At 66.3% G+C, this 24,915-nt stretch carries 24 protein-coding genes; 14 read left to right on the forward strand and 10 right to left on the reverse strand.

Going from position 1 to position 24,915, the window contains the following annotated elements; translation table 11 throughout:
- Entirely contained in the window at positions 1–597 is a 597-nt protein-coding gene (locus IE126_RS13330) for a glutathione S-transferase family protein (RefSeq protein ID WP_189381291.1), read from the forward strand.
- Positions 598–694: 97 nt separating this feature from the next.
- Positions 695–1,783 (forward strand): 4-oxalomesaconate tautomerase, encoded by a 1,089-nt coding sequence (locus tag IE126_RS13335; protein WP_189381292.1) that lies wholly within the window; start codon positions 695–697, stop codon positions 1,781–1,783.
- On the opposite strand, the gene IE126_RS13340 is transcribed toward IE126_RS13335, so the two are convergent.
- From IE126_RS13340 to IE126_RS13355, 4 genes are read right to left on the reverse strand one after another with little or no spacing between them, the layout of a single operon-like run.
- Positions 1,778–2,740 carry an FAD:protein FMN transferase gene (locus tag IE126_RS13340; RefSeq protein ID WP_189381293.1) on the reverse strand — a complete coding sequence of 321 codons (963 nt, stop codon included), beginning with the start codon at positions 2,738–2,740 and terminating at the stop codon, positions 1,778–1,780. The two genes, IE126_RS13335 and IE126_RS13340, sit on opposite strands and share 6 nt — an antisense overlap.
- On the reverse strand, positions 2,721–4,928 hold the full coding sequence (locus tag IE126_RS13345; protein ID WP_189381294.1) for a PepSY domain-containing protein: 2,208 nt from the start codon (positions 4,926–4,928) through the stop codon (positions 2,721–2,723). Before IE126_RS13345 ends, IE126_RS13340 begins: the two co-directional genes overlap by 20 nt.
- Positions 4,929–4,939: 11 nt before the next feature.
- The gene (locus tag IE126_RS13350; protein ID WP_189381295.1) at positions 4,940–5,410 is read right to left on the reverse strand and encodes a DUF2271 domain-containing protein; all 471 of its coding nucleotides are present in this window, start codon (positions 5,408–5,410) and stop codon (positions 4,940–4,942) included.
- A gap of 33 nt (positions 5,411–5,443) precedes the next feature.
- Positions 5,444–5,773 (reverse strand): hypothetical protein, encoded by a 330-nt coding sequence (locus IE126_RS13355; protein ID WP_189381296.1) that lies wholly within the window; start codon positions 5,771–5,773, stop codon positions 5,444–5,446.
- A gap of 150 nt (positions 5,774–5,923) precedes the next feature.
- Here IE126_RS13355 and IE126_RS13360 point away from each other — a divergent pair, with 150 nt between their 5' ends.
- Complete coding sequence (locus IE126_RS13360) at positions 5,924–6,817, forward strand: serine hydrolase domain-containing protein (protein WP_189381297.1); 894 nt, start codon at positions 5,924–5,926, stop codon at positions 6,815–6,817.
- Positions 6,818–6,832: 15 nt separating this feature from the next.
- Here the strand turns inward: IE126_RS13360 and IE126_RS13365 are convergent, their stop codons facing one another.
- Entirely contained in the window at positions 6,833–7,144 is a 312-nt protein-coding gene (locus IE126_RS13365) for a PepSY domain-containing protein (RefSeq protein WP_108129549.1), read from the reverse strand.
- 144 nt (positions 7,145–7,288) lie between these two features.
- Between IE126_RS13365 and IE126_RS13370 the strand changes: the two genes are divergently transcribed.
- From IE126_RS13370 to IE126_RS13385, 4 genes are all read left to right on the forward strand, one after another.
- Positions 7,289–7,948, forward strand: coding sequence for a response regulator transcription factor (locus IE126_RS13370; protein WP_189381298.1), 660 nt, complete (start codon positions 7,289–7,291; stop codon positions 7,946–7,948).
- Entirely contained in the window at positions 7,945–9,288 is a 1,344-nt protein-coding gene (locus IE126_RS13375; RefSeq protein WP_189381299.1) for a sensor histidine kinase, read from the forward strand. Before IE126_RS13370 ends, IE126_RS13375 begins: the two co-directional genes overlap by 4 nt.
- A gap of 82 nt (positions 9,289–9,370) precedes the next feature.
- The gene (locus IE126_RS13380; protein ID WP_108129552.1) at positions 9,371–9,628 is read left to right on the forward strand and encodes a helix-turn-helix domain-containing protein; all 258 of its coding nucleotides are present in this window, start codon (positions 9,371–9,373) and stop codon (positions 9,626–9,628) included.
- Entirely contained in the window at positions 9,628–10,959 is a 1,332-nt protein-coding gene (locus IE126_RS13385; protein WP_189381300.1) for a type II toxin-antitoxin system HipA family toxin, read from the forward strand. The genes IE126_RS13380 and IE126_RS13385 overlap by 1 nt, the downstream gene beginning before the upstream one ends.
- Positions 10,960–10,964: 5 nt before the next feature.
- Here the strand turns inward: IE126_RS13385 and IE126_RS13390 are convergent, their stop codons facing one another.
- Positions 10,965–11,891 carry a LysR substrate-binding domain-containing protein gene (locus IE126_RS13390; RefSeq protein WP_189381301.1) on the reverse strand — a complete coding sequence of 309 codons (927 nt, stop codon included), beginning with the start codon at positions 11,889–11,891 and terminating at the stop codon, positions 10,965–10,967.
- A 141-nt stretch (positions 11,892–12,032) separates the two neighbouring features.
- Between IE126_RS13390 and IE126_RS13395 the strand changes: the two genes are divergently transcribed.
- The 7 genes from IE126_RS13395 (at position 12,033) to IE126_RS13425 (ending at position 19,929) form a co-directional block, all read left to right on the forward strand.
- A complete protein-coding gene (locus tag IE126_RS13395; protein ID WP_229825506.1) occupies positions 12,033–12,932 on the forward strand; it encodes a serine hydrolase in 900 nt (299 codons plus the stop codon).
- Between the two features lie 43 nt (positions 12,933–12,975).
- A complete protein-coding gene (locus IE126_RS13400) occupies positions 12,976–14,613 on the forward strand; it encodes an ABC transporter substrate-binding protein (RefSeq protein WP_189381303.1) in 1,638 nt (545 codons plus the stop codon).
- Between the two features lie 62 nt (positions 14,614–14,675).
- A complete protein-coding gene (locus IE126_RS13405) occupies positions 14,676–15,608 on the forward strand; it encodes an ABC transporter permease (RefSeq protein ID WP_054302095.1) in 933 nt (310 codons plus the stop codon).
- A 9-nt stretch (positions 15,609–15,617) separates the two neighbouring features.
- A complete protein-coding gene (locus IE126_RS13410) occupies positions 15,618–16,436 on the forward strand; it encodes an ABC transporter permease (protein WP_054302096.1) in 819 nt (272 codons plus the stop codon).
- Complete coding sequence (locus IE126_RS13415; protein WP_189381304.1) at positions 16,433–17,410, forward strand: ABC transporter ATP-binding protein; 978 nt, start codon at positions 16,433–16,435, stop codon at positions 17,408–17,410. The genes IE126_RS13410 and IE126_RS13415 overlap by 4 nt, the downstream gene beginning before the upstream one ends.
- Positions 17,403–18,410: an ABC transporter ATP-binding protein gene (locus IE126_RS13420; protein WP_229825486.1), complete on the forward strand. Its 1,008-nt coding sequence runs from the start codon at positions 17,403–17,405 to the stop codon at positions 18,408–18,410. Before IE126_RS13415 ends, IE126_RS13420 begins: the two co-directional genes overlap by 8 nt.
- On the forward strand, positions 18,403–19,929 hold the full coding sequence (locus IE126_RS13425; protein ID WP_189381305.1) for a L,D-transpeptidase family protein: 1,527 nt from the start codon (positions 18,403–18,405) through the stop codon (positions 19,927–19,929). Before IE126_RS13420 ends, IE126_RS13425 begins: the two co-directional genes overlap by 8 nt.
- Positions 19,930–19,937: 8 nt before the next feature.
- Here the strand turns inward: IE126_RS13425 and IE126_RS13430 are convergent, their stop codons facing one another.
- The 4 genes from IE126_RS13430 to IE126_RS13445 are packed head-to-tail and all read right to left on the reverse strand — an operon-like array spanning position 19,938 to position 24,899.
- A complete protein-coding gene (locus IE126_RS13430; RefSeq protein WP_189381306.1) occupies positions 19,938–21,548 on the reverse strand; it encodes an FGGY-family carbohydrate kinase in 1,611 nt (536 codons plus the stop codon).
- A 10-nt stretch (positions 21,549–21,558) separates the two neighbouring features.
- Positions 21,559–22,287: an SDR family oxidoreductase gene (locus tag IE126_RS13435; protein WP_189381307.1), complete on the reverse strand. Its 729-nt coding sequence runs from the start codon at positions 22,285–22,287 to the stop codon at positions 21,559–21,561.
- Positions 22,288–22,298: 11 nt separating this feature from the next.
- Positions 22,299–23,393, reverse strand: coding sequence for an ABC transporter ATP-binding protein (locus IE126_RS13440; RefSeq protein ID WP_189381308.1), 1,095 nt, complete (start codon positions 23,391–23,393; stop codon positions 22,299–22,301).
- A gap of 60 nt (positions 23,394–23,453) precedes the next feature.
- A complete protein-coding gene (locus IE126_RS13445; RefSeq protein WP_189381309.1) occupies positions 23,454–24,899 on the reverse strand; it encodes an FAD-dependent oxidoreductase in 1,446 nt (481 codons plus the stop codon).
- Positions 24,900–24,915: the final 16 nt, after the last annotated feature.

The raw sequence follows: 24,915 nt of genomic DNA on the forward strand, positions 1-24,915 counted from the left end.
ATGATCGAACTTTTCGGCCGACCCAACTCCTCAAATTCCGCAAAGGTGTTCTGGCTGCTTGACCAGATCGGGCAGGAATACCGCCTGGTGCCTGCCGGGCGCGGCTTTGGTCCGGTCGATACGCCGGAGTTTCTGGCGCTGAACCCCTGCGGTAAGGTGCCGGTCCTGCGCGAGGGCGACGCGGTGATCTGGGAATCGAACACCGTCCTGCGGTATCTGGCGCGGCGTTTCGATGCGGTCAGTCTGCTGCCCTCCTCCGCCGTCGGACAGGCTGCTGTCGAAGGCTGGATGGACTGGGCCTCGATCACCCTGACGCCGCCGCTGACCCGGTTGCGCAAGGCACGCTCCGCCGGGAAGACCGACGACACCGATCTGCCTGCGGTGATCGCGGCCTGTACCTTGCTCGACAGACAGCTTGACGGGCGTGACTTCATCGCGGGCCCATCGCTGACGCTGGCCGATATCAGCGCCGCCCCGGCGGTCCATCGCTGGTTCCTGCTGGCGGGTGACAAGCCCGCCCTGCCCCGCCTTGTCGCCTATGCCGAAAGGCTCGGCACGTTCGGGGGCTATGTTCGCCACATCCGCCCGCTGAACTGACCTTCCAGATCCGGTCGCCCGTTTGCCGGGCGACCCGTTTGCAACCCTGCCAGACCGGGGGCCGCTGCAGGCCGCACCCCGACCGGAGGCGTACGCCATGATGCAGCATGCTATTCCCTTTCTGATGATGCGCGGCGGCACGTCGCGGGGTCTGTATTTCGCCCGCGCAGACTTGCCCGCCGAACCTGCGCGGCTGGCGCGGGTGCTGATTGCGGCTCTGGGGGCCGGGCACCCCTACAATATCGACGGGCTGGGCGGCGGTGTGGCGGTGACCACGAAAGTCGCCATGCTGTCACGCTCGACCGATCCGGAAGCGGATATCGACTATTTCTTCGCACAGGTTTCGGTGAACGAAGAGCGTGTCGATTTCAAGCCGACCTGCGGCAATATCCTGTCCGGGGTCGGCCCGGCGGCCATCGAGATGGGCATGATCGCCGCGACGGAGCCGGTCACACGGGTACGCATTCGTGCGGTGAATACCGGGGCGCTGGTCGATGCGGTGATCCAGACACCGGGCGGCCGCGTGGTCTATGACGGTGATCTTGCCATCGACGGGGTGCCACGTCGGGGCGCGCCGATCCGGCTGGGGTTCCGCGAAACCGTTGGAGCTGCCACCGGCCAGCTTTTGCCGACCGGCCAGGCGCGCGACAGGATCGACGGGGTGGAGGTGACGTGTCTGGACGTGGCCATGCCAGTGGTGATCGCCCAGGCCGAGGCCTTTGGCCTGACCGGCGCCGAAACTGCGGCGGAGCTGGATGCCGATACCGCCTTCATCGCGCGGCGCGAGGCGATCCGGGTCAAGGCGGGTGCGCTGATGGGAATGGGCGACGTCTCGGCCTCGGTCACGCCGAAATTCGCCCTGATGGCGCGCGCCCGGCAGGGCGGCACTGCCAGTGCACGTTATTTCATGCCGCAGACCTGCCACCCCGGCATGGCGGTGACGGGCGCGCAGTGCCTTGCGGCAAGCCTGCTGGTGCCCGGCAGCGTGACCGCCGATCTGGCTCCCGGTCTGACCAGTCCTGCGGATCTGGTGTTGGAGCACCCGTCCGGCCGTATCGAAGTGACGGTGGAGTTCACCCCATCCGGCGGGGAGGCGCCGCCCGAACTGCACACAGCGGGGATCCTGCGCACCGCGCGGCTGCTGGCGCGGGGAGAGGTGCTGGTGCCAGCCAGCGCCTTGTCATGAGGCATGAAGGGGCGGTGCTGCCGGAAACAGCCCGCCGGTTCCCTGAGCGGTGACGCCCCCTTCTGCCCCGCGCATCAGGAACAGCGCGTCAAACCCGTGCTCCCGCGCCAGCGCGGTGCCCCGGTCTGGCCCAAGCACCATGAGCGCCGTCGCCCAGGCATCGGCCTCGGCGCAGCTTCGGGCCACGACCGTGACCGAGGCGGGGGAGCTGGCCAGCGGCATGCCGCGCTGCGGGTCCATCGTATGTGACAGCCGCTGGCCGTGCGTTTCGACCCAGTGGCGGTAATCGCCCGAGGTTGCCACGGCGGCATCCTGAAGCGCGAGCAGCGACTGGGGGCTGCGCCGTCCGGTCTCCGGTGCCTCGATGGCGATGGTCCAGGCCTCGCCATCCGGGCGCAAGCCAAGCGCCCGCATCTCGCCATCAATCCCGACCAGCGCATCGCGGATGCCATGGGCCAGCAGGGTTTCGGCCAGACGGTCCACGCCATAGCCCTTGGCAATGCCGTTCAGGTCAAGCCGGATGGGCGCAGTCTTGCGGATGCGGCGCTCTGCAAGCTCCAGCGTCGTGAAGGCGGGGGGCCGTTCTGTCGATGCGGCAGCGTGGATGGCTGCGGCGCTGGCGGTTTCGGGGCCGAAGCCCCAGGCCGCGACACTGTCGCCCATGCCGATGTCGAAGGCGCCGCCCGAAGCGCGCCCGATCTCAAGCCCAAGGCGCAGCACGCGACAAAGATGCGCGGGCAGAGCCACCCATTCCCCCTGTGGCGCGGCATTCAGGCGCATCAGGTCGCTGTCGGGTTTCCAGGTCGACATCTGGGAATCCACCTCGTCGACAGCGGCCTGCAGGGCGCGATGCAGCGCCGGGGTGTCAGTGTTCGTGAAGAACAGGGCCGACCAGCGCGTGCCCATGGTTGCGCCGTTCAGGGCGACGCGATTTCCGTCAGTAAACATCTTCGACATAGCGTCCTCCGGCTTTCAGCATGGCAGGGGTCAGCCCGCTCGGGGCCAGGATTTCGGCCAGCGCCTCGGTCACGCCTGCCGCCATGTCCCGGCCACCGCAGACCATGACACGGGCACCCTCGCGGATCAGCTGCGTGACCTGCGCCGCCTCGGCGCGCAGGGCATCCTGCACATAATGCGGTTTCACCCCGCGCGAGACGGCGGTGACCAGCCGGGTCAGACGCCCCTGCGCCTGCCAGTCGGCTATTTCGCTGTGGTAAAGGAAATCGCTGTCAGGATGGCGCATCCCGAAGAACAGGTGGACGGGCCGCCGCCGCCGGTTTGCACGCAGGAAGCCTGCCAGAGGCCCGATGCCGGTTCCCGCCCCGATCAGGATAAGCGGCGCCTTGCCCCGGCCTGGCCGGAAGCCGGGGTTGGGCCGCAGGAAGGCGGTGACAGTTTCGCCCGGATGCAGCGCCGTCAGCCGTGATGAGACAAGGCCGCCCGGATGCTTGCGCACCACGATCTCGACAAATCCGTCGCGCCGCCCGGAGGCCAGCGAGTAAAGGCGTGGCGCGGCGCCATCGTCGGGAAGAATACCGATCAGATCCCCCGCCGAGAACCGGGCAAAGCCTGCGCCGGTCAGCCGCTGCCAGAGGCTCTGGCGGGGCAGGGCAAACCGCAGAATTGCGGTCGGGGCCTGCACCTCGGCGCCATAATCCCGACGTGACAGCAGCGTGAGGGTCTGTGTGCGTGGTGCGACCGGCTGGTGCGACAGTTCCAGCGGCAGTCCAAGCCTCTGCCCCAATGCGCGGCCCCAGCGCGCAAAATCCTGCGGGGACTGACGGTCGACGGTGTCGGGCGGCAGCAACGCCTCCCAGCCCTTCGCGCAGGCTGCGGAGGTGACGGCATTTGCAAAGGCGCAATAGGCGGGAAAGCTGCGGTCGCCAAAGCCCAGAACAGCCATCGGGATTTCAGGCAGAGGCGTGGCACGTTCCAGCCGGTCCAGAAATCCGGCGGCCGAAGCGGGCGCCGCGCCGTCGCCATAGGTAGCGGCGAACAGAAGGATGCGCCGGGCGCGACCATAGGTTTCCGGCGCGAAATCCGACATCGGGCCGACATGCACCGTCTGGCCTGCACGGGTCAGCGCTTCATGCAACGTCGCGGCAAAACCCCAGGTGCTGCCGACTTCGCTGCCGACCAGCAGGATTGTTTCAGCCTGCGACGCGGGCTGGTTGTCACGGATGCGGGGGCGCCCGCGCCGCGCGGACAGCCAGAGTGCAACCCCCGTGCCCGCCATCACCGGGACGCCAAGCGCCATCAGCCCCAGCATCAGCCCCAGCATTGCTGCCCCCTGCCCGGTGTGCAGCATGTAAATGGTTTCGGACATCCGCTGCCCGGCGGTCAGATCGGCCCAGGCCAGCAGCGCGCCGGTTCCCTGATCCAGATATCCGGTGCCCCGATCCGTCTTCAGGGTGAAGGCATCCGTCGCGTCACCGGGGTAGGGAAAGCTCAGTTCCCGCAAGGTGCTGACAGGCGTCTGGGTCAGCGTGACGATCTGAGCGGGCGCGATGCCGGTCTGGCCGCTCACCGCCGCAGGAAAGGCGGGCGCGCCGCCGGTCTCGGGCAGCAAACCGAAGGTAGAGGCTGCCATCGACAGCGCCGTGACAGACGACAGCAGAAGACCGGCCACCGCGATCCGGGCGATCTCGACATGCAGCCTCCCGGCCAGCGGGCCGCGCAGGCGGGTGAACCAGTGCCGCAGCCCGCCGGTGCGCCGCGCCACCAGCGCCACGCCCGACAGCGACAGCACCAGCATCGCCGCAGCCCCCGCCGCCATGGCAAGGCGACCGCCATCCCCGAGGAACAGCGACCTGTGCAGGCCCGTCAGCCAGCGCTGGACCTGGCCGGGATCGGCCGAGGCTACCCCCTGCCCGGTTGCCGGGTCGATCACGGCGGCGCCCGGCGTGCCCTGATCGAACCAATAGGCCGTGACCCGCCCTGACGGCGCGCGGCGGATCTGCTCGACCCCCGGATAGGCCGCCTGAACGCGGCCCGCGAGCGTGGCGACCGACAGATCGGCGCTGGCCTGCGGCGCTGCAAGCTGCTCTGCTGCCGGAAAGACGGAAAGCGCGGCGCCACTGAGCGCGAGAAGTGTGACCAGAGCCAGGGCCAGAAGACCCGGCCAGCGATGGAATGCGCGGATCATGGCCCTGCCTCTTACATGTCGTACTGGAAGCTGGCGATGTAGCGGCGCCCCTGCACCGCCTTGCCGGCACCATTGGTGGTCAGCGGAACCGCGATTTCATTGGGGCTGTCGCGCATATCCTCCACCGCCGCGTCGATATGCAGCGTGTAGCCCGCATCAAACAGCGCATCGGCCAGATCCAGCGTGACATCCAGCTTGCGACCTGAGCCCACGCTGGCGCCGGTGATGCCGTTCACCTGCGCCGTATCGCCGCCGGTCGCGCGATACCAGTCGCCCAGATGTTCGTAATATTTCGACTTGCCGCCCGCCATCCACAGACTGCCGACATAGGCGCCCGAAGCATCTGTGACGTAATAGGCAAGATAGGCACCTTCGCCGCCATAGGCGTTCAGCGTGGTGCTCAGCGTGACGGGTTTCGCCAGTGCGAGACCGGGCAGCGTAAGCGCCGTGGTCAGGGCCAGCGTTGCAAGAAGGGATTTCATGTGTGGGAGTCCTTTGAGAGATCCAGGGAAGGGTCAGTTCAGCTGCGCCTTGGGCGGGGTGCCACTGCCGAACAGCCCGTTCTTCGGCGGAGCCGCGCTGCCTGCCGGGGCGGGATTGGCACCTTGCGCCCCGCATGTGCGATCATCGTCGTCGCAGTCATCCTCCTCGTCATCCTCCTCGTGGTCCTCGTCGTCGTCCCCGCTGACAAGCACGAGGGGGAGCGCCTGCGCGCTGTCGGAGATGCGGGTGGCCAGAGGCTGCTGCACCGGTGCCGTGGGGGTCGGTGTGGCCGCCCGGACCGGGGCACCGATGGTGACACTCAGCGCGGTGGAGGCGACAAGAAGCGCCAGGGTCTTTGTCATGTCAGGGGTCTCCTTTCGTTTGCTCCGTGCAAACTGGGGGCCCGACCTGAGCGTTACCTGACGGCGTGGCCTTTCCTGCTTCAGCTTGCCGTCAGGCAGGGGAAGGGGAAGATCGTTCCGGGGACACCCGGCATGTTATAGAAGGCAAGGATGACGCCGCCTCGTCGCATCTTCACCCATCGGATAACCGATCACGGCTTCGACAGCCCTTCTGTGGCCGGTTCAGAGATTTTCCCCTACTGGAGCTTTACCAAAACGGCTCTGGCGATCTGCGCGCTGCGAATGGTGGAACAGGGCCTGCTGTCGCTGGATATGCCCCTCGCCGGGTACGACTTCTCGCTGTGTCAGCTGTTGAACCATACCTCCGGTCTGCCGGACTACGGTGCATTGCCCGCATACCGCGAGGCGGTTGCCCGGAACGAGGAGCCATGGCCCGCAACCCGGCTGTTAGAGGTGGCGATGGCACAGGGTCGTCTGTTCGGGCCAGGTGCAGGCTGGGCCTATTCCAACGTCGGCTATCTGCTGGTCCGCGATCTGACAGAGCAAGCCTCGGGTCGGTCTTTTGCGCAGAATATCAAGCTGTTGATCTGTGATCCGCTGGGGTTGGGCAGCATCGCGCTGGCAAGCTCGCGCCAGCAGTTCGGCCGGGTTTTGTGGGGTGGCGCACAAAGTTATCATCCGGGCTGGGTTTATCATGGGTGCCTGACGGGAACCGCCGCAGATGCCGCACGGCTGTTGCATGGTCTGTTCGCGGGGCGGCTGCTCGGGCCAGAGATGCTGGCGCAGATGTGCCTGTGTCAACCGCTTGGCGCCGCCTTGCCGGGCCGTCCCTGGACAGAGTGCGGCTATGGCCTTGGCGTGATGAGCGGAAGCTGGGGGGCTGCCGGGCGGGTGATCGGCCATACCGGCGGCGGGCCGTTCAGCGTGAATGCGGTATATCATTTCCCGGATATGGACCAGCCCCTGACCGTTGCCAGCTTCACCGACGGGCAGGAGGAAGGGATCGCCGAACATGCAGTGGCGGCCGGGGTGCATCCTGCCTGATCTTGCACCTGCCGGTCAGTCCTCGTCGGGCCCTTTCTGCCTGTGAGAGGCGTGATCGCCGTCCTCGTATTCCAGTTCGATCACCTCAAGCGTGGCTGGATCAACCGTCACCTCGATCTGGCGGCCCGCCGCGTCGCGGCCCTTGATCTCGTAACAGCCGTCGTCGATCTTGATGCGGCGCACCGTCCAGCCCTTTTCGACCGCCAGCCGCGCCACGGCATCACGGGGGTGCCAGTCCGCCATCGGCACATGGCAATCCCGCCCCGCCTGGGCAACGCCAGCCGGGAATGCGACGAGAAAGCCAAGAATTGTCAATGTCTTCTTCATGGGCCAAACTCCTCGTCACGGCCAACCGTGGACTGTCGTGCCCGGCGAAGCTGACAGGAGCCTGAAGCCCCCTGCGCGGAAACGTCAGCTTTTTGTCAGTCTGCCCGGTCAGGAAGGGGCGGTGCAAGAGGAACGGAACGACAAATGCGGCTGCTGCTGATCGAGGATGACACGGTTCTGGGCGCGGCGGTGCGCGACCAGATCGCGGCGGATGGCCAGTCGGTTGACTGGGTGACGCGGCTTGACGCGGCGGGTGATGCCCTGCGCGGCACGGCCTATGATCTGGTTCTGCTTGACCTCATGTTGCCCGATGGGCGAGGGATCGTCTTTCTGCGCGCGATGCGGGCGCGGGGCGATGTGACGCCGGTCATCATTCTCACTGCGCTTGATCAGGTGTCGGACCGGATCGAGGGGCTGAATGCCGGGGCCGACGACTATCTGGTGAAACCTTTCGACCTTGCCGAGCTTTCGGCGCGGATAGGATCTGTGGCGCGGCGCTATTCCGGCAATCCCAACCCGATCATCAGCCATGGCGCGCTGGAGATCGACCTTGCCGCGCGAAGTGTGCTGCGGGATGGCAAGACCGTCGCGCTGACCGCCCGCGAATGGGCACTGTTCGAGGCCCTGCTGGCCCGCCCCGGTCAGCTTCTGTCCAAGGCGCAGCTGGAAGAAAAGCTGTATGCCTTCGATGCCGAGATCGAAAGCAACACGATCGAGGTTCATGTCAGCCGCCTGCGCAAGAAGCTGGGCGCCACGCTGATTGAGACCGAGCGCGGCATGGGTTACCGGCTGGGCAAGCCATGAGACTGCCGCGCAGCCTTCAGGCCCGGCTCGGTCTGTCGGTCGGTCTGGTGCTGACCCTGTTGTGGCTGCTGGCCGCCACCATCACGGCGGTCATTCTGCGCGGTGAGATGGACGAGGTGTTCGACAGCGCCCTGCGCGAAACCGCCGAGCGCATCCTGCCGCTGGCGGTGACCGATATCGTCGGGCGCGAGGATGAAGGCGTGACGCAGCACCTTGCGCCGATCCGCGAGCATGACGAGTTTTTCACCTATGTCGTGCGGGATGCCGAAGGGCGTATCCTGCTGCAATCCCATGCCGCCGACCCGGCGGTCTTTCCGCCCTACGAAGGGACGGGGTTCCACGATACCGCTACGCATCGGCTGTACAGTGATGCGGCGCTTCAGGGCACGGTCCGGATCACGGTGGCCGAGCCTCTGGCCTATCGGGCCGAGGTAGCGCGCGAGATCCAGCTCGGGCTTGCGCTGCCGCTGTTCATCCTGCTGCCCGCTGCGCTGGCGGCGATTGTGCTGGCGGTGCGTTTCAGCCTCGCACCGCTGCGCCGGTTCCGCAGCCGGCTGGAGGCGCGGAGCGCCCGTGACCTTTCGGCGGTGCCCGCGACGGATCTGCCGTCCGAGATCAACCCGCTGGCCACCACGCTCAATCATCTGCTGGACCGGCTGCGCGCGGCCTTCGAGGCCGAGCGCAGCTTTGCCGCCAATGCAGCGCATGAGCTGCGTACCCCGCTGGCCGGGGCCATCGCGCAGGTTCAGCGCCTGCGGTCCGAGACTGCCGATGCAGCGGCACGCGACCGGGCGGGGCAGATCGAAGCCACGCTGAAACGCCTGACGCGGCTGTCAGAGCGGCTGATGCAGCTTGCGCGGGCCGAAGGCGGGCGGCTGCGGCTGGATCACGCTGCTGATCTGCGGCCGGTTGCCCGTGTCATGGTCGAGGATCTGGGCCGCACCGCCGCGCCCGGCCGCATTGTCCTGACGCTACCCGAAACGCCGGTGCTGTCGGACCTTGACCCCGATGCTTTCGGCATCCTGTGCCGCAACCTTGCCGAAAATGCCCTGCGGCACGGATCTGATACCGCCCCGGTCAGCGTGGCGCTGACCCTGGACGGGGTGTTGACCGTTGCCAATGACGGGCCAGTAGTGCCGGAGGAGGTCTTGGGCCGCCTGACAACCCGGTTCGAACGCGCAGGGGCCAATGGTGATGGCAGCGGGCTGGGGCTGGCCATCGTGGCTGCCATCGCGGATCGCGCGGGCAGCGCGCTTGTCCTGACCTCGCCACGTCCGGGCACGCTTTCGGGCTTTCAGGCCGCGGTGCGCTTGCCACGGCAACCCATGCCCGAAAGGTGATGTTTTCGGGGTTTCTTGTAATAGTGATGTTTTTGGGCTATTTCTGAAAATCTACGTTCTCATCACCTTGCGGGGCGGAGCCATGCAGACCCAGATCCTTCGTGACGCAACCAGCCTGACGCAGGCGCTGCGCAGCCGCCGCCGTGCGCTGGGGCTGACCCAGGAAGAGCTTGGCCAGCGCGCCGGGCTTGCGGCAAAGCATGTGTCGCGGATCGAGAATGGCACGCATGAACCCAAGGTATCGACCCTTTTCGCGCTGATTTCCGCCCTCGGGCTGGACCTTGTGCTGGGCGAGGCGGGCAAGGTCGCGCCTGCCCCCTCCATCACGGATATCTTCTGATGGGGCGCCCGCCGGTCACGCGGCGGCTGGATGTCCGCATCAACGGACGGCTGGCCGGAGAATACCGCTATACCCCCGCGGGCGGGGTGAGCTTTGCCTATGACGCCGACTGGCTGGCATGGGAATTTGCCTTCCCGATCTCGCGCCAGTTGCCGCTGATGGCGGGCAATCAGTCAGGGGCACATGTCAGCGCGGTGTTTGAAAACCTGCTGCCCGACAATGCCGATCTGCGCCGCCGTATCGCGGAACGGACCGCCGCGCGCAGCGACCGCCCGCATGACCTGCTGGCCGCCATCGGGCGGGATTGCATCGGCGCGATGCAGTTCCTGCCGCAGGGCAGCGATCCGGGCGATCCCTTCCGCATTGAAGGGCTGCCGCAGGACGAGGCGCAAATCGCAGCCACGCTGCGCGAGCTTGCCACCGCGCCGCTGGGCCTGCACGCGGATGAGTCCTTCCGCATCTCGCTGGCCGGGGCACAGGAAAAGACCGCCTTTCTGTGGCAGGAGGGCCGCTGGCTGAAACCCGTCGGGCTGACGCCCACCACCCATATCTTCAAACGGCGCATGGGGATCGTGTCGCACGGGATCGACATGACCGACAGTGTCGAGAATGAATGGCTGTGCCTGCGTCTTGCCGCCGCGTTTGGCCTGCCGGCAAACGAGGCGCGGATCGAAAGCTTCGAGGATCAGACGGTTCTGGTCGTCACCCGCTTTGACCGCACGCCCCGTCCGCGTGGTGGCATCCTGCGCCTGCCGCAAGAAGATTTCCTTCAGGCTCAGGGGCTTGAATCAGCACAGAAATATCAGGAGCATGGCGGTCCGGGGATGCAGGACGCTCTGCATCTGCTGGAAGGTTCGGCCGAACGGGCGGGCGATCAGCTACTGTTTCTGAAAGCCCAGATCGTGAACTGGTTGCTGGCGGCCATCGACGGACACGCCAAGAACTATTCGGTCTTCCTCGGGCCGGGCGGGTTTCGGATGACGCCGCTTTACGACATTCTCAGCGCCGCCCCTGCCATGGGGTCCGGCGCCTTCCGTCACCGCGAGTTGCGGCTGGCCATGTCTGTCGGGCGCAGGCGGCACTACCGGCTGGATCAGATCCAGCCCCGGCATTTCGACGAAACGGCTGCGCGCGCACGGGTCCCGCCAGAACTGCGGCGCCGGGCGTTCGCCGATCTTGTGGCGGCGGGCCTTCCCGCCATCGAACGGGTCGCAGATACCATGCCGGTCGGCTTTCCCGAACGGGTCGCGGGGCCGATCCTCGATCATGCGCGCAACCGCATGGCGCTTCTGGAGGCGCAGACCGGGGCAGGTCTGGTCACTGGCCACTAGCCCGTTCAGATCAGGTGCAGCGCTTCCAGACGCTGCTGTGCCTCAGCGCAGATCGCCTTCAGATGCCCGGCCAGCCGCCCGGCGGTATCGACCCACGGCCGGTCCACCGGATGCAGGGCCGAAACCACAAAGCCCGGTGCCTGCGCAAACGCGCGCAGCACAACCCGATCCCCCAGATAGCCGAGTGCGGTCAGGGGGTTGAGGATGCTGACCCCGATGCCGCTGCGCACCATCTCGCAGGCGCCGTTGGCCGATTGCATGGTGACCGGCAGGCGCCGGGTCACTCCTGCCTCGTCGAACAGCCGGTCGAGGATCAGCCGGTAGGGATCTTTCGGTCCCAGCGAGACAAAGGCCTGATCCTCGAAATCCTGAAGGCGCAGCGGTCCCGTGCCACTGGCCAGGGGATGCCCGGCAGGGATCAGGCAGACCTGGCGAAACGTTCCCAAAGGGATCACCTCGGTCGTGGGGTCATCATATTCTCCTTCGATCAGGCCAATGTCGAAGTTGAACCCCGAAATGGGCGACTGGTTGCGCGGATCGCCATTGTCGATCTCAATGGTCAGGCCCGGCGCCTCGCGGTGCAGCCGCGCCACCGCCTCGGGCAGCAGGCTTTGCGCGAAGGTCGGCAGGGTCGAGACCTGCAGAATCTCGCCAGAGGCGGCGCGCATCCGGTGCAGCGAGGCATTGATCTTGTCGAGGCCGGAATAAGCTTCTTCGATGGCGTGATAGAGCTTCAGCGCCCGAGCCGTCGGGTGCAGCCGCTGCCGGCGGCGTTCGAACAACTGGAAACCGACCGAGGCTTCCAGCCGCAACACCTCGCGCGTCAGGGTGGGTTGCGACGATCCCAGCGCAGCGGCGGCGGCCGTGACGGTGCCAAACTTCACGATGGCGCGGAACACGTCGACCTGCCGCAGGTTCAGTTCTGGTTTCACGGGGGCCTCCGAGTATCGCCGCCATTTATATCCATAATGAATGAACTTCCATAGCCTTTTCTATATCCCCCGCCGCCACCCGCCGCTTAGCATTCCGTCAGGATCTCGTCGTCCTTTCAGCCGGGAACGCATCTTGTGACCATGCCAGCCGAAGCCAGCACCTTTCGCCTGAACCGCGCCGCGCAAGCCGGGCTGGACGCCCTGTTGCGCGAAGCCGGGGGGGCCTTCGGGGCCGGGCAGGTGGCAGTTTGTGCCGTGCTGAACGACCGACCGCTGGTCGAGGCCGATCCCGGCCCCTTCGCCGCGCAACCTGTCTGGGAGCATCGCGGCGATGCACAGATCTATCCGGCCTCGGTCTGCAAGATGTTCTATCTGGCCGCGCTGGCCGCTTTCGAGGCCGGGGGCCGCCTTGCGCTGGATGACGAGGATCATCGGGCCACCAAAGCGATGATCGGCATATCCTCGAACGATGCGACCACCTATTTGCTGGGTCGTCTGACAGGCGCTTTCGATGGCCCGGTGCTGGACCCCGCCGCACTGGAGGAATGGGTGACTGCGCGCCATCAGGTGCAGGACTGGCTGGAGGGGCTGGGCCTTCCGGCGCTGGCGGGAATCCATCTGATTCATTCGACCTATGAGGACAGCCCCTATGGCCGCGCCCGTCAGGCGCGTCAGGTGCGGCCCGGCAACCAGCTTTCCGCCCGCGCCTGCGCCGCGATGCTGCATGAAATGCTGCGCGGTGCCTTGCCTCGGCGTGACTGGATGGCCGGGCATCTTTCGCGCGACTGGCAGCGCACCGCAGCCCCGGACCCCGAGGGTGACCAGATTGCCGGTTACCTGACCGGCGGCATTCCCGATGGGTTTCGCGTCTGGTCCAAAGCCGGGCATACCTCGTGGACGCGGCATGATGTGGCGGCGATTTCTGCCCCCGATGGCCGTTCGGCCACGCTGGCGGTGATGACGGAAGGCCCTGCCGCCGCCGCCCATACGGGCACCCTGCCCGCCTTCGCCCGCGCTTTCATCGCCGAAGCCTTTGGCTGACCCTTCAAAGACAACAAGCAAGATACACAACAGGAAGCTGACCATGACCCATTCGCCCGCATCCCTGATCCTGAGCCGCCGCCGCATGCTGGCCGCCATGCTTGCCAGCACTGCGGCTGCCGCCACCGGCCTTGCCCCCTTCGCCGCCCGCGCGCAGGACGCGGGCACGCCGCGCCCGGGCGGCAAGTTGCAGATGGTGGCGCCCTTCGGTTCGGCGCTGCAAAGCCTTGACCCGCATGCCACCTATGAATCGCAGGACATGGCGGTGTCGAAGGCCTTCCACCGCTCGCTGTACAACTGGGATTCGGCGACCAATTCGGTCGTGCTGGAACTGGCCTCCGAGGTGAAGGTCAGCGAGGATGGCAAGACCTTCACCTACAAGCTGCTCGACAACATCTTTTTCCACAACGGCCGCCAGATGGTTGCCGATGACGTGATCTGGTCCTATTCGCGCATCCTTGCGCCGGGCAGCAGCCTCTCGGCCATTTCCAACCTGCAAAACATCCTTGGCGCGCAGGACTATCTGGACGGCAAGGCCGATCATGTGGCGGGTCTGGCGAAGATCGACGACATGACTTTTTCGATCACCTTCGAAAGCTTCGCCGATCCCGGCTATCTGCTGTTCGAGGCGGTCACGGCGATCCTGCCGCGCGAGGCGGTGGAAAGCGGCACCTTCCTGTCGAACCCGGTCGGCTGCGGCCCCTTCACCTTCGTTGAACATATCGAGGGTTCGCGCATCTCGGGCAAGAAGTTCGACAAGTATTTCAAACCCGGCAAGCCCTATGCCGATGCCATCGAATTCACCATCACCGACGATTATTCGGCGCTGGATGTGGCTTTCCGCGCGGGCGAGGTCGACGCGACCGTTCTGTCGGAAAACGGCTATGTGATGTATGCGCAAGACCCGGACCTGTCGAAGGGTCTGATCGAGATTGCCGAGATGTTCACCCGCCACATGGGTATGAACCTCGACATGAAACCCTTTGACGATGTTCGGGTGCGGCAGGCGATCAACTATGCGGTGGATCGCGACATCATCATAGAAAAGCTGTTGAAGAACAAGGCGTTCAAGGCGGTGGGCTGGCTGCCTACGCCGTCTTCGGGCTTTGATCCCGACCGCAAGCCCTATGCCTTTGATCCCGAAAAGGCCAGGGCGCTGCTGGCCGAGGCCGGGCTGGCCGATGGCGTCAGCTTTGAAGCCTGGGTGACCGATGCCACCTCGTCGCTGGGCGTGTTGCAGGCCATGACCCCCTTCCTTGCCGCCGTGGGCATCACCGTGACCCCCAAGGTGGTCGAGGCCGGCGTGCTGGTCGAGGCGATCAACAAGGGCGAGGCCCCCGCGTGGTTCCGCTCCAACGGCACCGGGCCGGACCCGATTTCGGCGCTGCGCAGCTTTGACAGCCGCCGCCCGCGTTCGACCAACCGGGCGGGCTTCAAGGATGCGGCCTATGACGCGATGCTGGACGAGGCCATGGCGACGGTCGATCCGGCCAAGCGGATTGAGCTGGTGAAGAAAGCCGATGCCTATATCTTCGAACAGGCGCCGGTCTGGTTCCACAACTACAACAAGGCTGTGCTGGCGACGCAGCCCTGGGTGCATGGCGTCGATGCCAATGTGACCGAGGCCGCGATCATCGAGGTCGATCAGGTCTGGCTGGACGAAAACGCGCCTTCGCGCTGATCTGCCTGCCGGGGGGCGGCTGACCGCCCCCCGACCCGCTTTTCCTAGCCCGTGGGTCCGCCATGCTGAATGTCCTGCTCAGACGGCTTGTTCAGGCCGCGCTGACTGTCTTTGTCGTCATCACCCTTGTCTTCCTGCTGTTCAGCGTGATTCCGGGCACTTATGCCTCGTCGCTTCAGGCCGACAAGCGCGATGTCTCTGCCGAAGTACTGGAGCGGATCGAGACCGAGCTGGGTCTGAACGATCCGCTGCCGCAACGCTTTGGCCGCTACATGGCGGGGCTGGCGCAGGGCGATCTGGGCATCTCCTACGCCACCAAGCGCCCGGTGGCCGACATGCTGGCGGGGCGGATCTGGGCGTCGTTCCGGCTGGCGTGCGGCGCGATCCTGTTCGCGGTCTGCATCGGACTGCCGCTGGGGTTCTTTGCCGCGATGCGCCGGGGAACCTGGCTCGACACCGCCACCATGTCGCTGGCGGTATCAGGCCTCTCCATCCCGGCCTTCTGGGCGGGGCTGGTGCTGATGTATCTGTTCTCGCTGAAGCTGCACTGGCTGCCGACCTTCGGCTATGGCTCGGGCGGGCTGCGTCACCTGATCCTGCCCGCCATCACGCTGGGCATCGCGCCCATGGCGCTTCTGGCCCGCACCACCCGCGCCGCCGTGCTGGAGACTCTGAACGCCGATTTCATCCGCACCGCCCGCTCCAAGGGCATGTCAGAGCGGCGGCTTGTGCTGCGCCATCTGGCGCGGAATGCCTTCGTGCTGGTGCTGACCACGATCGGGCTGCAATTCGGCTCGATGCTGGGTGGGTCGGTCGTCATCGAAAAGCTGTTTGCCTGGCCGGGCGTCGGCTCGCTGCTGATCGATTCGGTCGGGCTGCGGGATCTGCCTGCGGTTCAGGGGGCCATTCTGGTGATCGTGCTGTTCTTCCTTCTGATCAACACGCTGGTCGACCTTGCCTATCTGGTGGTCGATCCGCGCATCCGCTACCGCTGAGGAGGCACCATGAAAGCCGGAGCCAACCTTTACGTCGGTGGCGGGATCATCCTGCTGATCGCGGTGCTGGCAATCTTTGCCCCGCTGATCGCCCCTTATGACCCCATCACCTCGGCCAATCTGATGTATGCCGAAGAGCCGCCCGGCGCCCAGTTCTGGCTGGGCACCGACGAGCAGGGCCGCGATATCTTTTCCCGCATGGTTTATGGTGCGCGGATTTCACTGTTCATCGGTCTGGCGGTGCAGGTGATGAACACGGCCATCGGCGTCTCGCTGGGTCTGTCGGCCGGCTATATCGGCGGCTGGTGGGACGAGATGGTGCAGGGCCTGACCAACCTCATGCTGTCGATCCCGACCATTGTTTTTGCGCTGGCGCTCATGGCGATCCTCGGGCCGGGGCTTCTGAGTCTGCTGATCGCGCTTGGCATGACCGACTGGGCCTATAGCTGCCGGATTTCGCGTGCGCAGGTGCTGACGCAGAAGTCGCTGAACTATGTGCAATCGGCCCGCACCATGGGCTTTGGCCCGCTGCATGTCATGTTCCGCGAATTGCTGCCCAATATCGCGGGGCCGCTGATCGTGGTGGCGACCATGGGGGTCGGTTCCGCCATCATGGCGGAGGCATCGCTGTCCTTCCTTGGCCTTGGCGTGGTGCCCCCGAACCCGAGCTGGGGCGGCATGCTCTCCTCGGCGCGCGAGCAACTGATGGTCGCGCCCTGGGTCGCCATCTTTCCGGGGCTGGCACTGTTTGCCGCCGTTCTGGGCTTCAACCTTCTGGGCGACGGTCTGCGCGACCTGCTGGACCCGCATGGAAAGGGCCGCAAATGACCGAAACGGTTCTGGACGTCCGCGATCTTGCAATCAGCCTGTGTGACGGTCCCACGCCCGTCGCAGCGGTCGATGGCGTGAATTTCAGCATCAACCGGGGCGAGGTTTTTGGCCTCGTCGGCGAATCCGGCTGCGGCAAGAGCCTTTGCGCACTGGCTCTGGCCGGGCTTCTGAAGGCGCCCATGGCGATCAGCGGCGGGCAAATTTTGCTGGAGGGTCGCGATCTGGCCACCCTGCCCACGCGCGAGATGCGCCATCTGCGCGGTAATATGGTGTCGATGATCTTTCAGGAGCCGATGACGGCGCTCAACCCGCTGATGACGGTGGGCGACCAGATCGGCGAGATGTTCGTGCTGCATCGCGGTCTGACCGCCCGTGCCGCCCGGATGAAAGCCATCGAGGCGTTGGAACAGGTGCAGGTCTCCAGCCCCGAACGGCGCATCAGGGCCTATCCGCATCAGCTTTCTGGCGGGATGCGGCAACGGGTGATGATTGCCATTGCGCTGGCCTGCGATCCGGCGCTGCTGATCGCGGACGAGCCGACCACCGCGCTGGATGTCACCATTCAGGCTGAGATCGTCGAACTGGTGCTGGACCTCTGCCGCGCGCGGGGCACGGCGGTGATGATGATTTCGCACGACCTCGGGCTGGTGGCGCGCATCTGCAACCGTGTGGCGGTGATGTATGCGGGCCAGATCGTCGAACAGCGCAGTGCAGGGGATATCTTCACCGCCCCGGCCCATCCCTATACCCGCGGGCTGGTCGATGCCCTGCCCCGGCTGGGGCGTCGGCTGGAGCGCGGGCAGGAACGGCTGACAGAGATCGGGGGCGTGGTGCCTGCGATCCGCGATTTCCCGCAGGGCTGCCGCTTTGCGCCACGCTGTGGCCGCGTCACCCCTGAATGCCGTGCGGCGCCCGTTTCGATGACCGATCTGAACAAGGGGGGCCGGGTCCGGTGTCTGCATCATGTCTGAGGCTGCAATGATCCCCGAAGCCGAACCCCTGCTGTCGGTACAGGGCCTCAGGGTGCATTATCCGGTGCGGCACGGCTGGCGCGGCAAGCCACTTGCCGTCAAGGCGGTGGATGGGGTCGATCTGACGTTGCACACGGGCCAGTGCCTTGGTCTGGTGGGGGAAAGCGGCTGCGGCAAATCCTCCATCGCGCAGGCGCTGCTGGGTCTGGTGCCCGCCACCGAAGGCATGATCCGGCTGGACGGGCACGAGATCACCGGCAATGCGCGGGTTCCGGCCATGGCGCTGGCGCGGTCGGCGCAGATGGTGTTTCAGGATCCGATGTCGTCGCTCAACCCTCGCCAGACCATCCGCGAGATCCTGTCCGGTCCGCTGCGTCTGCATGGCATGACCGACCGGGCCGAGCGTGAGGCCCGTGTGGCCGAGATGCTGTCGCTGGTCGGCATGGCGCCGGAAGTCGCCAGCCGCTACCCGCACGAATTTTCCGGCGGCCAGCGCCAGCGGCTGTGCATCGCACGCGCGCTGATCCTGCGGCCGAAACTGGTGATCTGCGACGAACCCGTGTCAGCGCTGGACGTCTCGATCCGGGCGCAGATCATCAACCTTCTGCTGGAGCTGAAGGACAGGCTGGGCATTGCGCTGTTGCTCATCTCGCATGATCTGGGCGTGGTCGAACACATGAGCGACCGGATCGCTGTCATGTATCTGGGCCGGATCGTCGAGGAAGGCGGCTGGCGCGAGATTTTCACCGCCCCCGCCCATCCCTACACGCGCGCACTGATCTCCGCGATCCCCGATCCGATGCACCGTGACCGGGCGCCCGCCCGGCTGGGGGGGGAAATTCCCAGCCCGCTCAGCCCGCCGGAAGGCTGCGCCTTTCACCCGCGTTGTCCACTGGCCATGCCCCGCTGCCGCAGCGGGGACGGACCCGAATTCACCCGCATCAGCGCCGATCATCGGGCGCGCTGTCATCTGCTGCAAACCGGAAACCCCCATGTCTGAGCTTTTTGCCGCCCCCATTCCCGAAATCGGGCCGGATCTGATCATCACGGTGCGCGCGGGGGATGATCCTGCCGCCCCGCATCGCGGCACGCTGACCATCGGTGACTGGTCCGTGCCCTGTGCCGTCGGCCGGTCGGGCATCGTCGATCCGGCGCTGAAACGCGAGGGTGATGGTGCCACCCCGGCAGGGCGCTTTGCCCTGCGCTACGGGTACTACGAGCCGGGCGTCTTTGCCGACGCCGAAATGGCCGAAATGGCCTTTCCGTTCAAGCCCAAGCCCGACAGCTATGACTGGATCGAGAACCCGGCCAGCCCCGATTACAACCGGATGCGCGCCCGCAGCCATAACGAGCCGCCGCCCGACCGCGCCCCGAAGCTGTTCGACATCTTCATCCCGCTGGGCTGGAACGATGCGGTGCCGCGCGCGGCCGGGGGCAGCGCGATCTTCCTGCATGCCGCCCGCCCCGAGATGACGGGCACCGCCGGTTGTGTCGCCGTGCCGCATGACCAGTTGCTGAACCTTGCGCGCCGCCTGCGGCCCGGCATGATCATCGACATCGCCGCGCCGGATCAGACGGCAGGGTCGCTTGCCCTGCCCGACAGTCTGGAAAGCGTCAGCTTCCACAGCCTGCGGCCCGGCCCGCGCGTCATCGTGACCGGCGCCGTCCATGGCAACGAGGTCTGCGGGCCGAAGGCTATTGCCCGGATGATCGCCGAGTTCCGCAGCGGGCGCCGCAAGCTGCTGTGCGGCTCGGTGACCTTCGTGCCGGTGGTCAATGCCCTGGCCTATCGGCTTGACCAGCGCGAGGGCGAGCGGAACCTGAACCGCAACCTCCGCGACTATCCGGTGCCGCAGGTGAACGAGGACCGGGTGGCGAATGTGCTGTGTCCGCTGCTGCGCGCCCATGACGTGCTGATCGACCTGCATTCCTTCGGGTCGGAAGGGCCCGCCTTTGCGCTGTTTGGCCCCGATGCGCCGGGCGGCGCGCTGGAACCCCATGCCCGCCCGGACGAGGAACGCCGCCTGATCCGCGCGCTGGGTCTGCCCTTCGCGGTGCAGGGCTGGATGCCCGCCCATCTGAAGGCGCTGGCGCAGCAGGGCCGGGCGCAGGACATCGCTCATGCCGTCGGCACCACCGAATTCATGCGGTTTGTCGGTGGGGCTGCGATCACGGTGGAATGCGGTTCGCACAAGGACCCGGCCTCGGTCGGTGTGGCCTATGACGTGATTGCACGCGGTCTGGCGGCACTTGACATGATCATGGCCGAAGCAGGCCCGCCGCCGCCCCCGCCGCAGATCCTCCAGATCGGCGATGCGATCTTTGCCGAAAGCGATGACGACCGTCTGTTGCGCAGCTTCGTCACCGGCGAGCCGGTCCGCGCTGGCGAGGTGATCGGTCAGCGTGCGGACGGCAGCCCGATAACCGCGCCGCATGACGGGGCGGTGATCTTTGCCAGCGGCAAGGTGAAGGCAGGAACCGAGATGTGCTTCCTCTGCCTTCACGGCACCGCCGGATAGCGGCACGGTCAGGGCTGGCGGAGCTCGCGGAACAGGGCTTGCAGCTTTTCATAGGCGGCGAAACGTCTGTCGTGCAGGGCGCGGCAGGCCGGGTCCGGCGTGATCGTCTCCTCCGCCACCGACATCGCGGCCATGGCCGTCGGCAGGTCGGGCCGGGCGCCATCTGCAATCGCGGCAGTCATCGCCGCGCCCAGCAGGACCGGCTCTTCCGTCGCGCAAACCGCGATGGCGGTGCCACTGGCATCGGCCAGCAACCGCCGCACCAGCGCACTGCGCCCCGCGCCGCCGCTGATCACCACGGTTTGCAGATCGGCGCCGCCCGCCTTCAGCGCGGCAACGATCTGGCGAAGCCCGTAGCCGATGGCGCAGATCCCGGCGAGGTAAAGCGCGATCAGGCTGTTCTCGTCTTCCTCCAGCCCGAGGCCCGCGATAATGGCGCGGGCGCCCGGATCGGCGAAAGGCGCGCGGTTGCCAAGAAATTCCGGAACCAAATGCAGATCATCCAGCAGACCGGCAAGTGGCCGGTCCGCCAGTGCGCGCGCGGCCTGTGCCTCAATCCAGCCGACGAGGCTCTGCCCGGTGGCTTCGGCCTGCCGCGTTGCCTCCGGGGCCAGCGGATGCAGTCGCACCAGATGATCTATCGCCGCCCCTGCCGCAGATTGCCCACCTTCGCTCAGCCAGAGACCGGGCACCAGTGCCGAGAAGTAAGGCCCCCAGACGCCCGACACGAACGCCGGCTCAGCCGAAACGTTCAGCGTGCAGGCCGAGGTGCCAAAGACATAGGCCATGCGCTGAGCCAGATCGCCCGGCAGGCCCTGCGCCCCCAGCGTGCCCACCGCCCCGGCATGGGCGTCGATCAGCCCCATGCCCACGGCCACCCCGGCCGGAAGCCCAAGCTCCGTCGCGGCTGCGGCCTCCAGCCCGCCGGGAATGGCGGTGCCGGGCGGGCGGATCTCCGGCCCGATGCGGGCAAAACCCGCCTCCGCCAGATCCGCGAGGCCGATGGCCCGGAAATAGGAGGCATCCCATGCCTGCTCATGCGCCATATAGGTCCATTTGCAGGCCACCGTGCAGGTGGATCGCCACAGGCTGCCGGTGGCTTTCCACGTCAGGAAATCCGTCAGATCCATGAAATGCGCCGCCCCGGCATAGGTGTCGGGCAGATGCTCTTTCAGCCACAGAAGCTTCGGCGTCTCCATCTCGGGTGAGATTCGCCCGCCCACATGGTCAAGCACCCGATGGCGGGTGGCGTTGATCCGCCCGGCCTGCGCCTCGGCGCGGTGGTCCATCCAGACGATCACATTGCGGTCCGCCTCGCCTGCGTCATTCACTGGCAGGGGACGGCCTTCAGGGCCAAGGACGACCAGCGAGCAGGTCGCGTCAAAGCCGATGCCACGCACAGCCTGCGGCGACCGGCCCGACAGCGCCAGCGCACTGCGCGTGGCCTGACACACCGCTGCCCAGATATCCGCCGAGGATTGTTCCACATGATGCGGCCTGGGGCGCCAGATCTTCAGCGGGTGGCTGGCGGTCGCAAGCAGCTGTCCGCTTGCGTCAAAGACACCGGCCCGCGCACTGCCGGTTCCGACATCGACGCCGATGTAACAGGCCGGGGTCATCGCAGCCTCCTTACAGGTCAAGATTGCGGGGCACGATCACCAGATCGCGGATCGTGACATTCGGGTCGCGGGTCAGCATGAACATCACCGCCTCCGCCACTTCGGCGGGCTGCATCAGGCTGCCTTCGGCCAGGGCCTGCTCCAGCTTCTCGCGCGGCCAGTCGTCAATCAGGGGCGTCACCACCGGGCCGGGCAACACCGCGCCCACACGGATGCCCTGCCCCATCACCTGCCGCCGGACAGTATGAACGAAAGCCTGCACCGCGAATTTGGAGGCGGTGTAGATCGGCTCCCAGATCACTGGTACGACGCCCGCCACTGACGAGGTCATGATGATATCGCCGGAACCGCGTTGCACCATATGGCCCAGAACCGCATGAACCGACCGGAAGGCCGCGTTGATGTTCAGGTTCAGCACCCGGTCCCAGACGGCGGGGTCGCCCCCGGCCACCGCGCCGCCGACATAGGCCCCGGCATTGGCGTGGAAGATGTCCAACCCCGGTACCTGCTCCAGAATGGCGGGCATCATCCCGGCCACGCTTTCGGGGTCCAGCAGATCGACGACCAGCGGAAGGGCCGCAGGCCCGAGTTCGGCTACCGCCCGGTCCAGCGCAGCGGCATCACGGTCGATGAGGAAGGTTCGCACCCCGGCCTCCACCAGATGCCGCGCACATTCCAGCCCGATCCCCGAGGCGGCCCCGGTGATTGCCGCTGTCTTTCCGTTCAGTGTCTGTGCCATGTCGCTTTATCTCAATGGGGGGTGCCGGGCTGATCCGGCAGGTCGCTCGCCGGAAACAGGCGGGCATCGGCGGGGGCGAAGGAAAAGGTGATGTCCTGCCCCGGTTGCAATTCCAGGTCGCCGGGCACGACGGCCAGAACCGACTGGCCGCTATGCAGGCGCAGATTGACCACGGTTTCCGTGCCCATCCGCTCCAGCAGGACAACATGGCCGTGCAGGGGGCGGCGGTCTGCGGCCTGATCCGGTTTCAACGCCTGCGGACGAATGCCCAGAATGGCCGGGCCGGGCATGGTGATGCGCCCGGCGGCCACGGCCACCGGCCCGACCCCGGCGGCAGAGACCTGCGCCATACCACCATTGAGACTGTCAACCGTCACCGGCAGAAAGTTCATCCGTGGACTGCCGATGAAGCCCGCGACAAAGGCGTTGCAAGGGTCGCGGAACAGGTCGATCGGGCGGCCGACCTGCTGCACGATCCCGCCGTTCAGCACGACGATCCTGTCCGCCAGCGTCATCGCCTCGACCTGATCATGGGTCACATAGATCATCGTCGCGCCCAGATCGCGGTGCAGCCTGGCAATCTCCATCCGCATGTCCATGCGCAGCGCCGCGTCGAGGTTCGACAGCGGCTCGTCGAACAGGAAGACCGAAGGTTCGCGCACGATGGCACGGCCGATGGCGACCCGCTGGCGCTGGCCCCCGGAAAGCTGGCTGGGCTTGCGGTCCAGAAGATGTGTGATTTGCAGGATCTCGGCGGCGCGGGCAACGCGGGCGGTGGCTTCGGCGCGCGGCGTCTTGCGCAGCGACAGTCCGAAGCCCATGTTTTCGGCCACCGTCAGATGCGGATAAAGCGCATAGGACTGGAAGACCATGGCAATGCCCCGGTCGCGTGGTGACAGGTCATTGGCGCGCTTGCCACCGATGTCGAGCGTCCCGTCCGAGATCTCCTCAAGCCCCGCAATCATCCGCAGCAGCGTGGACTTGCCGCACCCGGAAGGTCCCACGAAAACGACAAACTCGCCGTCGCGGATTTCCAGATCCACGCCCTTGATGACGGAATGTCCGCCGTAATCCTTCTTCACACCTGTAAGCCGCAGATCGGCCATGGTGTCCTCCGTTGTTAGGCAGGTGACGGGCCCCGGCCTGCGGGGCCCTTTGTCGGCGGATCAGCCGGGAATGGCGACCGCCTCGGTCTCGGGGGTCAGCCGCTCGCCCATCAGGCCGCGCAGATAGGCACCGTGGGTCAGCAAGTCGCGGCGCAGGGCATGAATATCCACCTCATGTGGCCGGATATCCTGCCGGATCGCCAGCGCGGCGGCGCGACCCGCAGCCTCGCCCATCGCCATGCAGGTCGCCATCACACGGATCGCACCCATCGCCTCATGCGTGGTGGAAATCGCGCGCCCGGCCACGATCAGGTTTTCCACCCGCTGCGGCAGAAGCGAGCGATAGGGGATGTCATAGCAATCCCCGCACCAGATCAGGGTACAGCCTTCGTCGCCGGGGCGGTGAATGTCGATGGGGTAGGAGGCAACGGCAATCGCATCCTCGAAATGCCGGCACCCCAGGACATCCTGTTCGTTCATCACATAGCGCCCGACGATGCGCCGGGTTTCGCGAATGCCGAGGAAAGGCGCGGTCTTGGTAAAATGCGCCTTCTCGAACCCCGGAACATAGTTGACCAGATATTCCACGATATCGTCGATCTGCCGCCGGGCCACGATCTCGCCATTGGACAACGAGCGGGCATCGGTGCCATCGGTGCCCGCGACGCGGGTCATGTTGATCCAGGCCTCGCCTTTCTTCAGCCCGGTGATGATGATCGTGCGCTCGTTCGGAATATCAAGAGCGCGCTCCTGCCTGGCCCTCGCCATCAACTCGCGCAGACCCACCACGATGAACTGGTGGTTCTGGCCGAAGTAATCAGCCGGAATGAAATCGGTCAGATAGGTGCGCGCCTCTTTCGGGGCATTGGCGATGGCCATGCGCAGCTTGTCGGTATCCACGTCCGACAGACAGAACATCAGCGTGGGCGGCTGCATCCCGCCATGTTCATTGCCCTTTTCGGTCACGACCCCGGCGCGGTGGGCCACATCTGCATCGCCGGTACAGTCGATCACGACGCGGGCCATCACGGCGCTGCGCCCCGATTTGCTTTCGGTGATGACGCCCCGGATCGTGTGGCCGTCCTCATCCATCACCACGCCCGCGACGAAGGTGTAGAACACCACATCCACCCCGGCTTCGGTCAGCATCTCAAGGCCCACGGTCTTGACGGCCTCGGGTTCCACCAGTGTGATACCCATATGCAGCGGGCAGGCCCGGTGTTCCGAGGCCGCCTCGCGCGCCTTCAGCCGGTCGATGAATTTCTGTGGCAGCCCCTCGATGATCTGGTTGCCCTTCTGCCCAAGGAAGCCCAGCACCGGCAGGCCGATGGTCATGTTGCCGCCGACGAAGCTGCGGCTTTCCAGCAGACCGACCCGCAGACCGCTTTCCGCCGCTGCCAGCGCCGAAGTCAGCCCCGCCGGGCCGCCGCCGACGACAAGCACATCATAGTCCGCGCTGACGGGGATTTCGCGGGCGGGTTCGTGGATGGTGGCAGTCTGTGCCATGTTTCGCAGATCCTGA

Source organism: Gemmobacter nanjingensis, assembly GCF_014652195.1.
GTDB lineage: Bacteria > Pseudomonadota > Alphaproteobacteria > Rhodobacterales > Rhodobacteraceae > Gemmobacter > Gemmobacter caeni.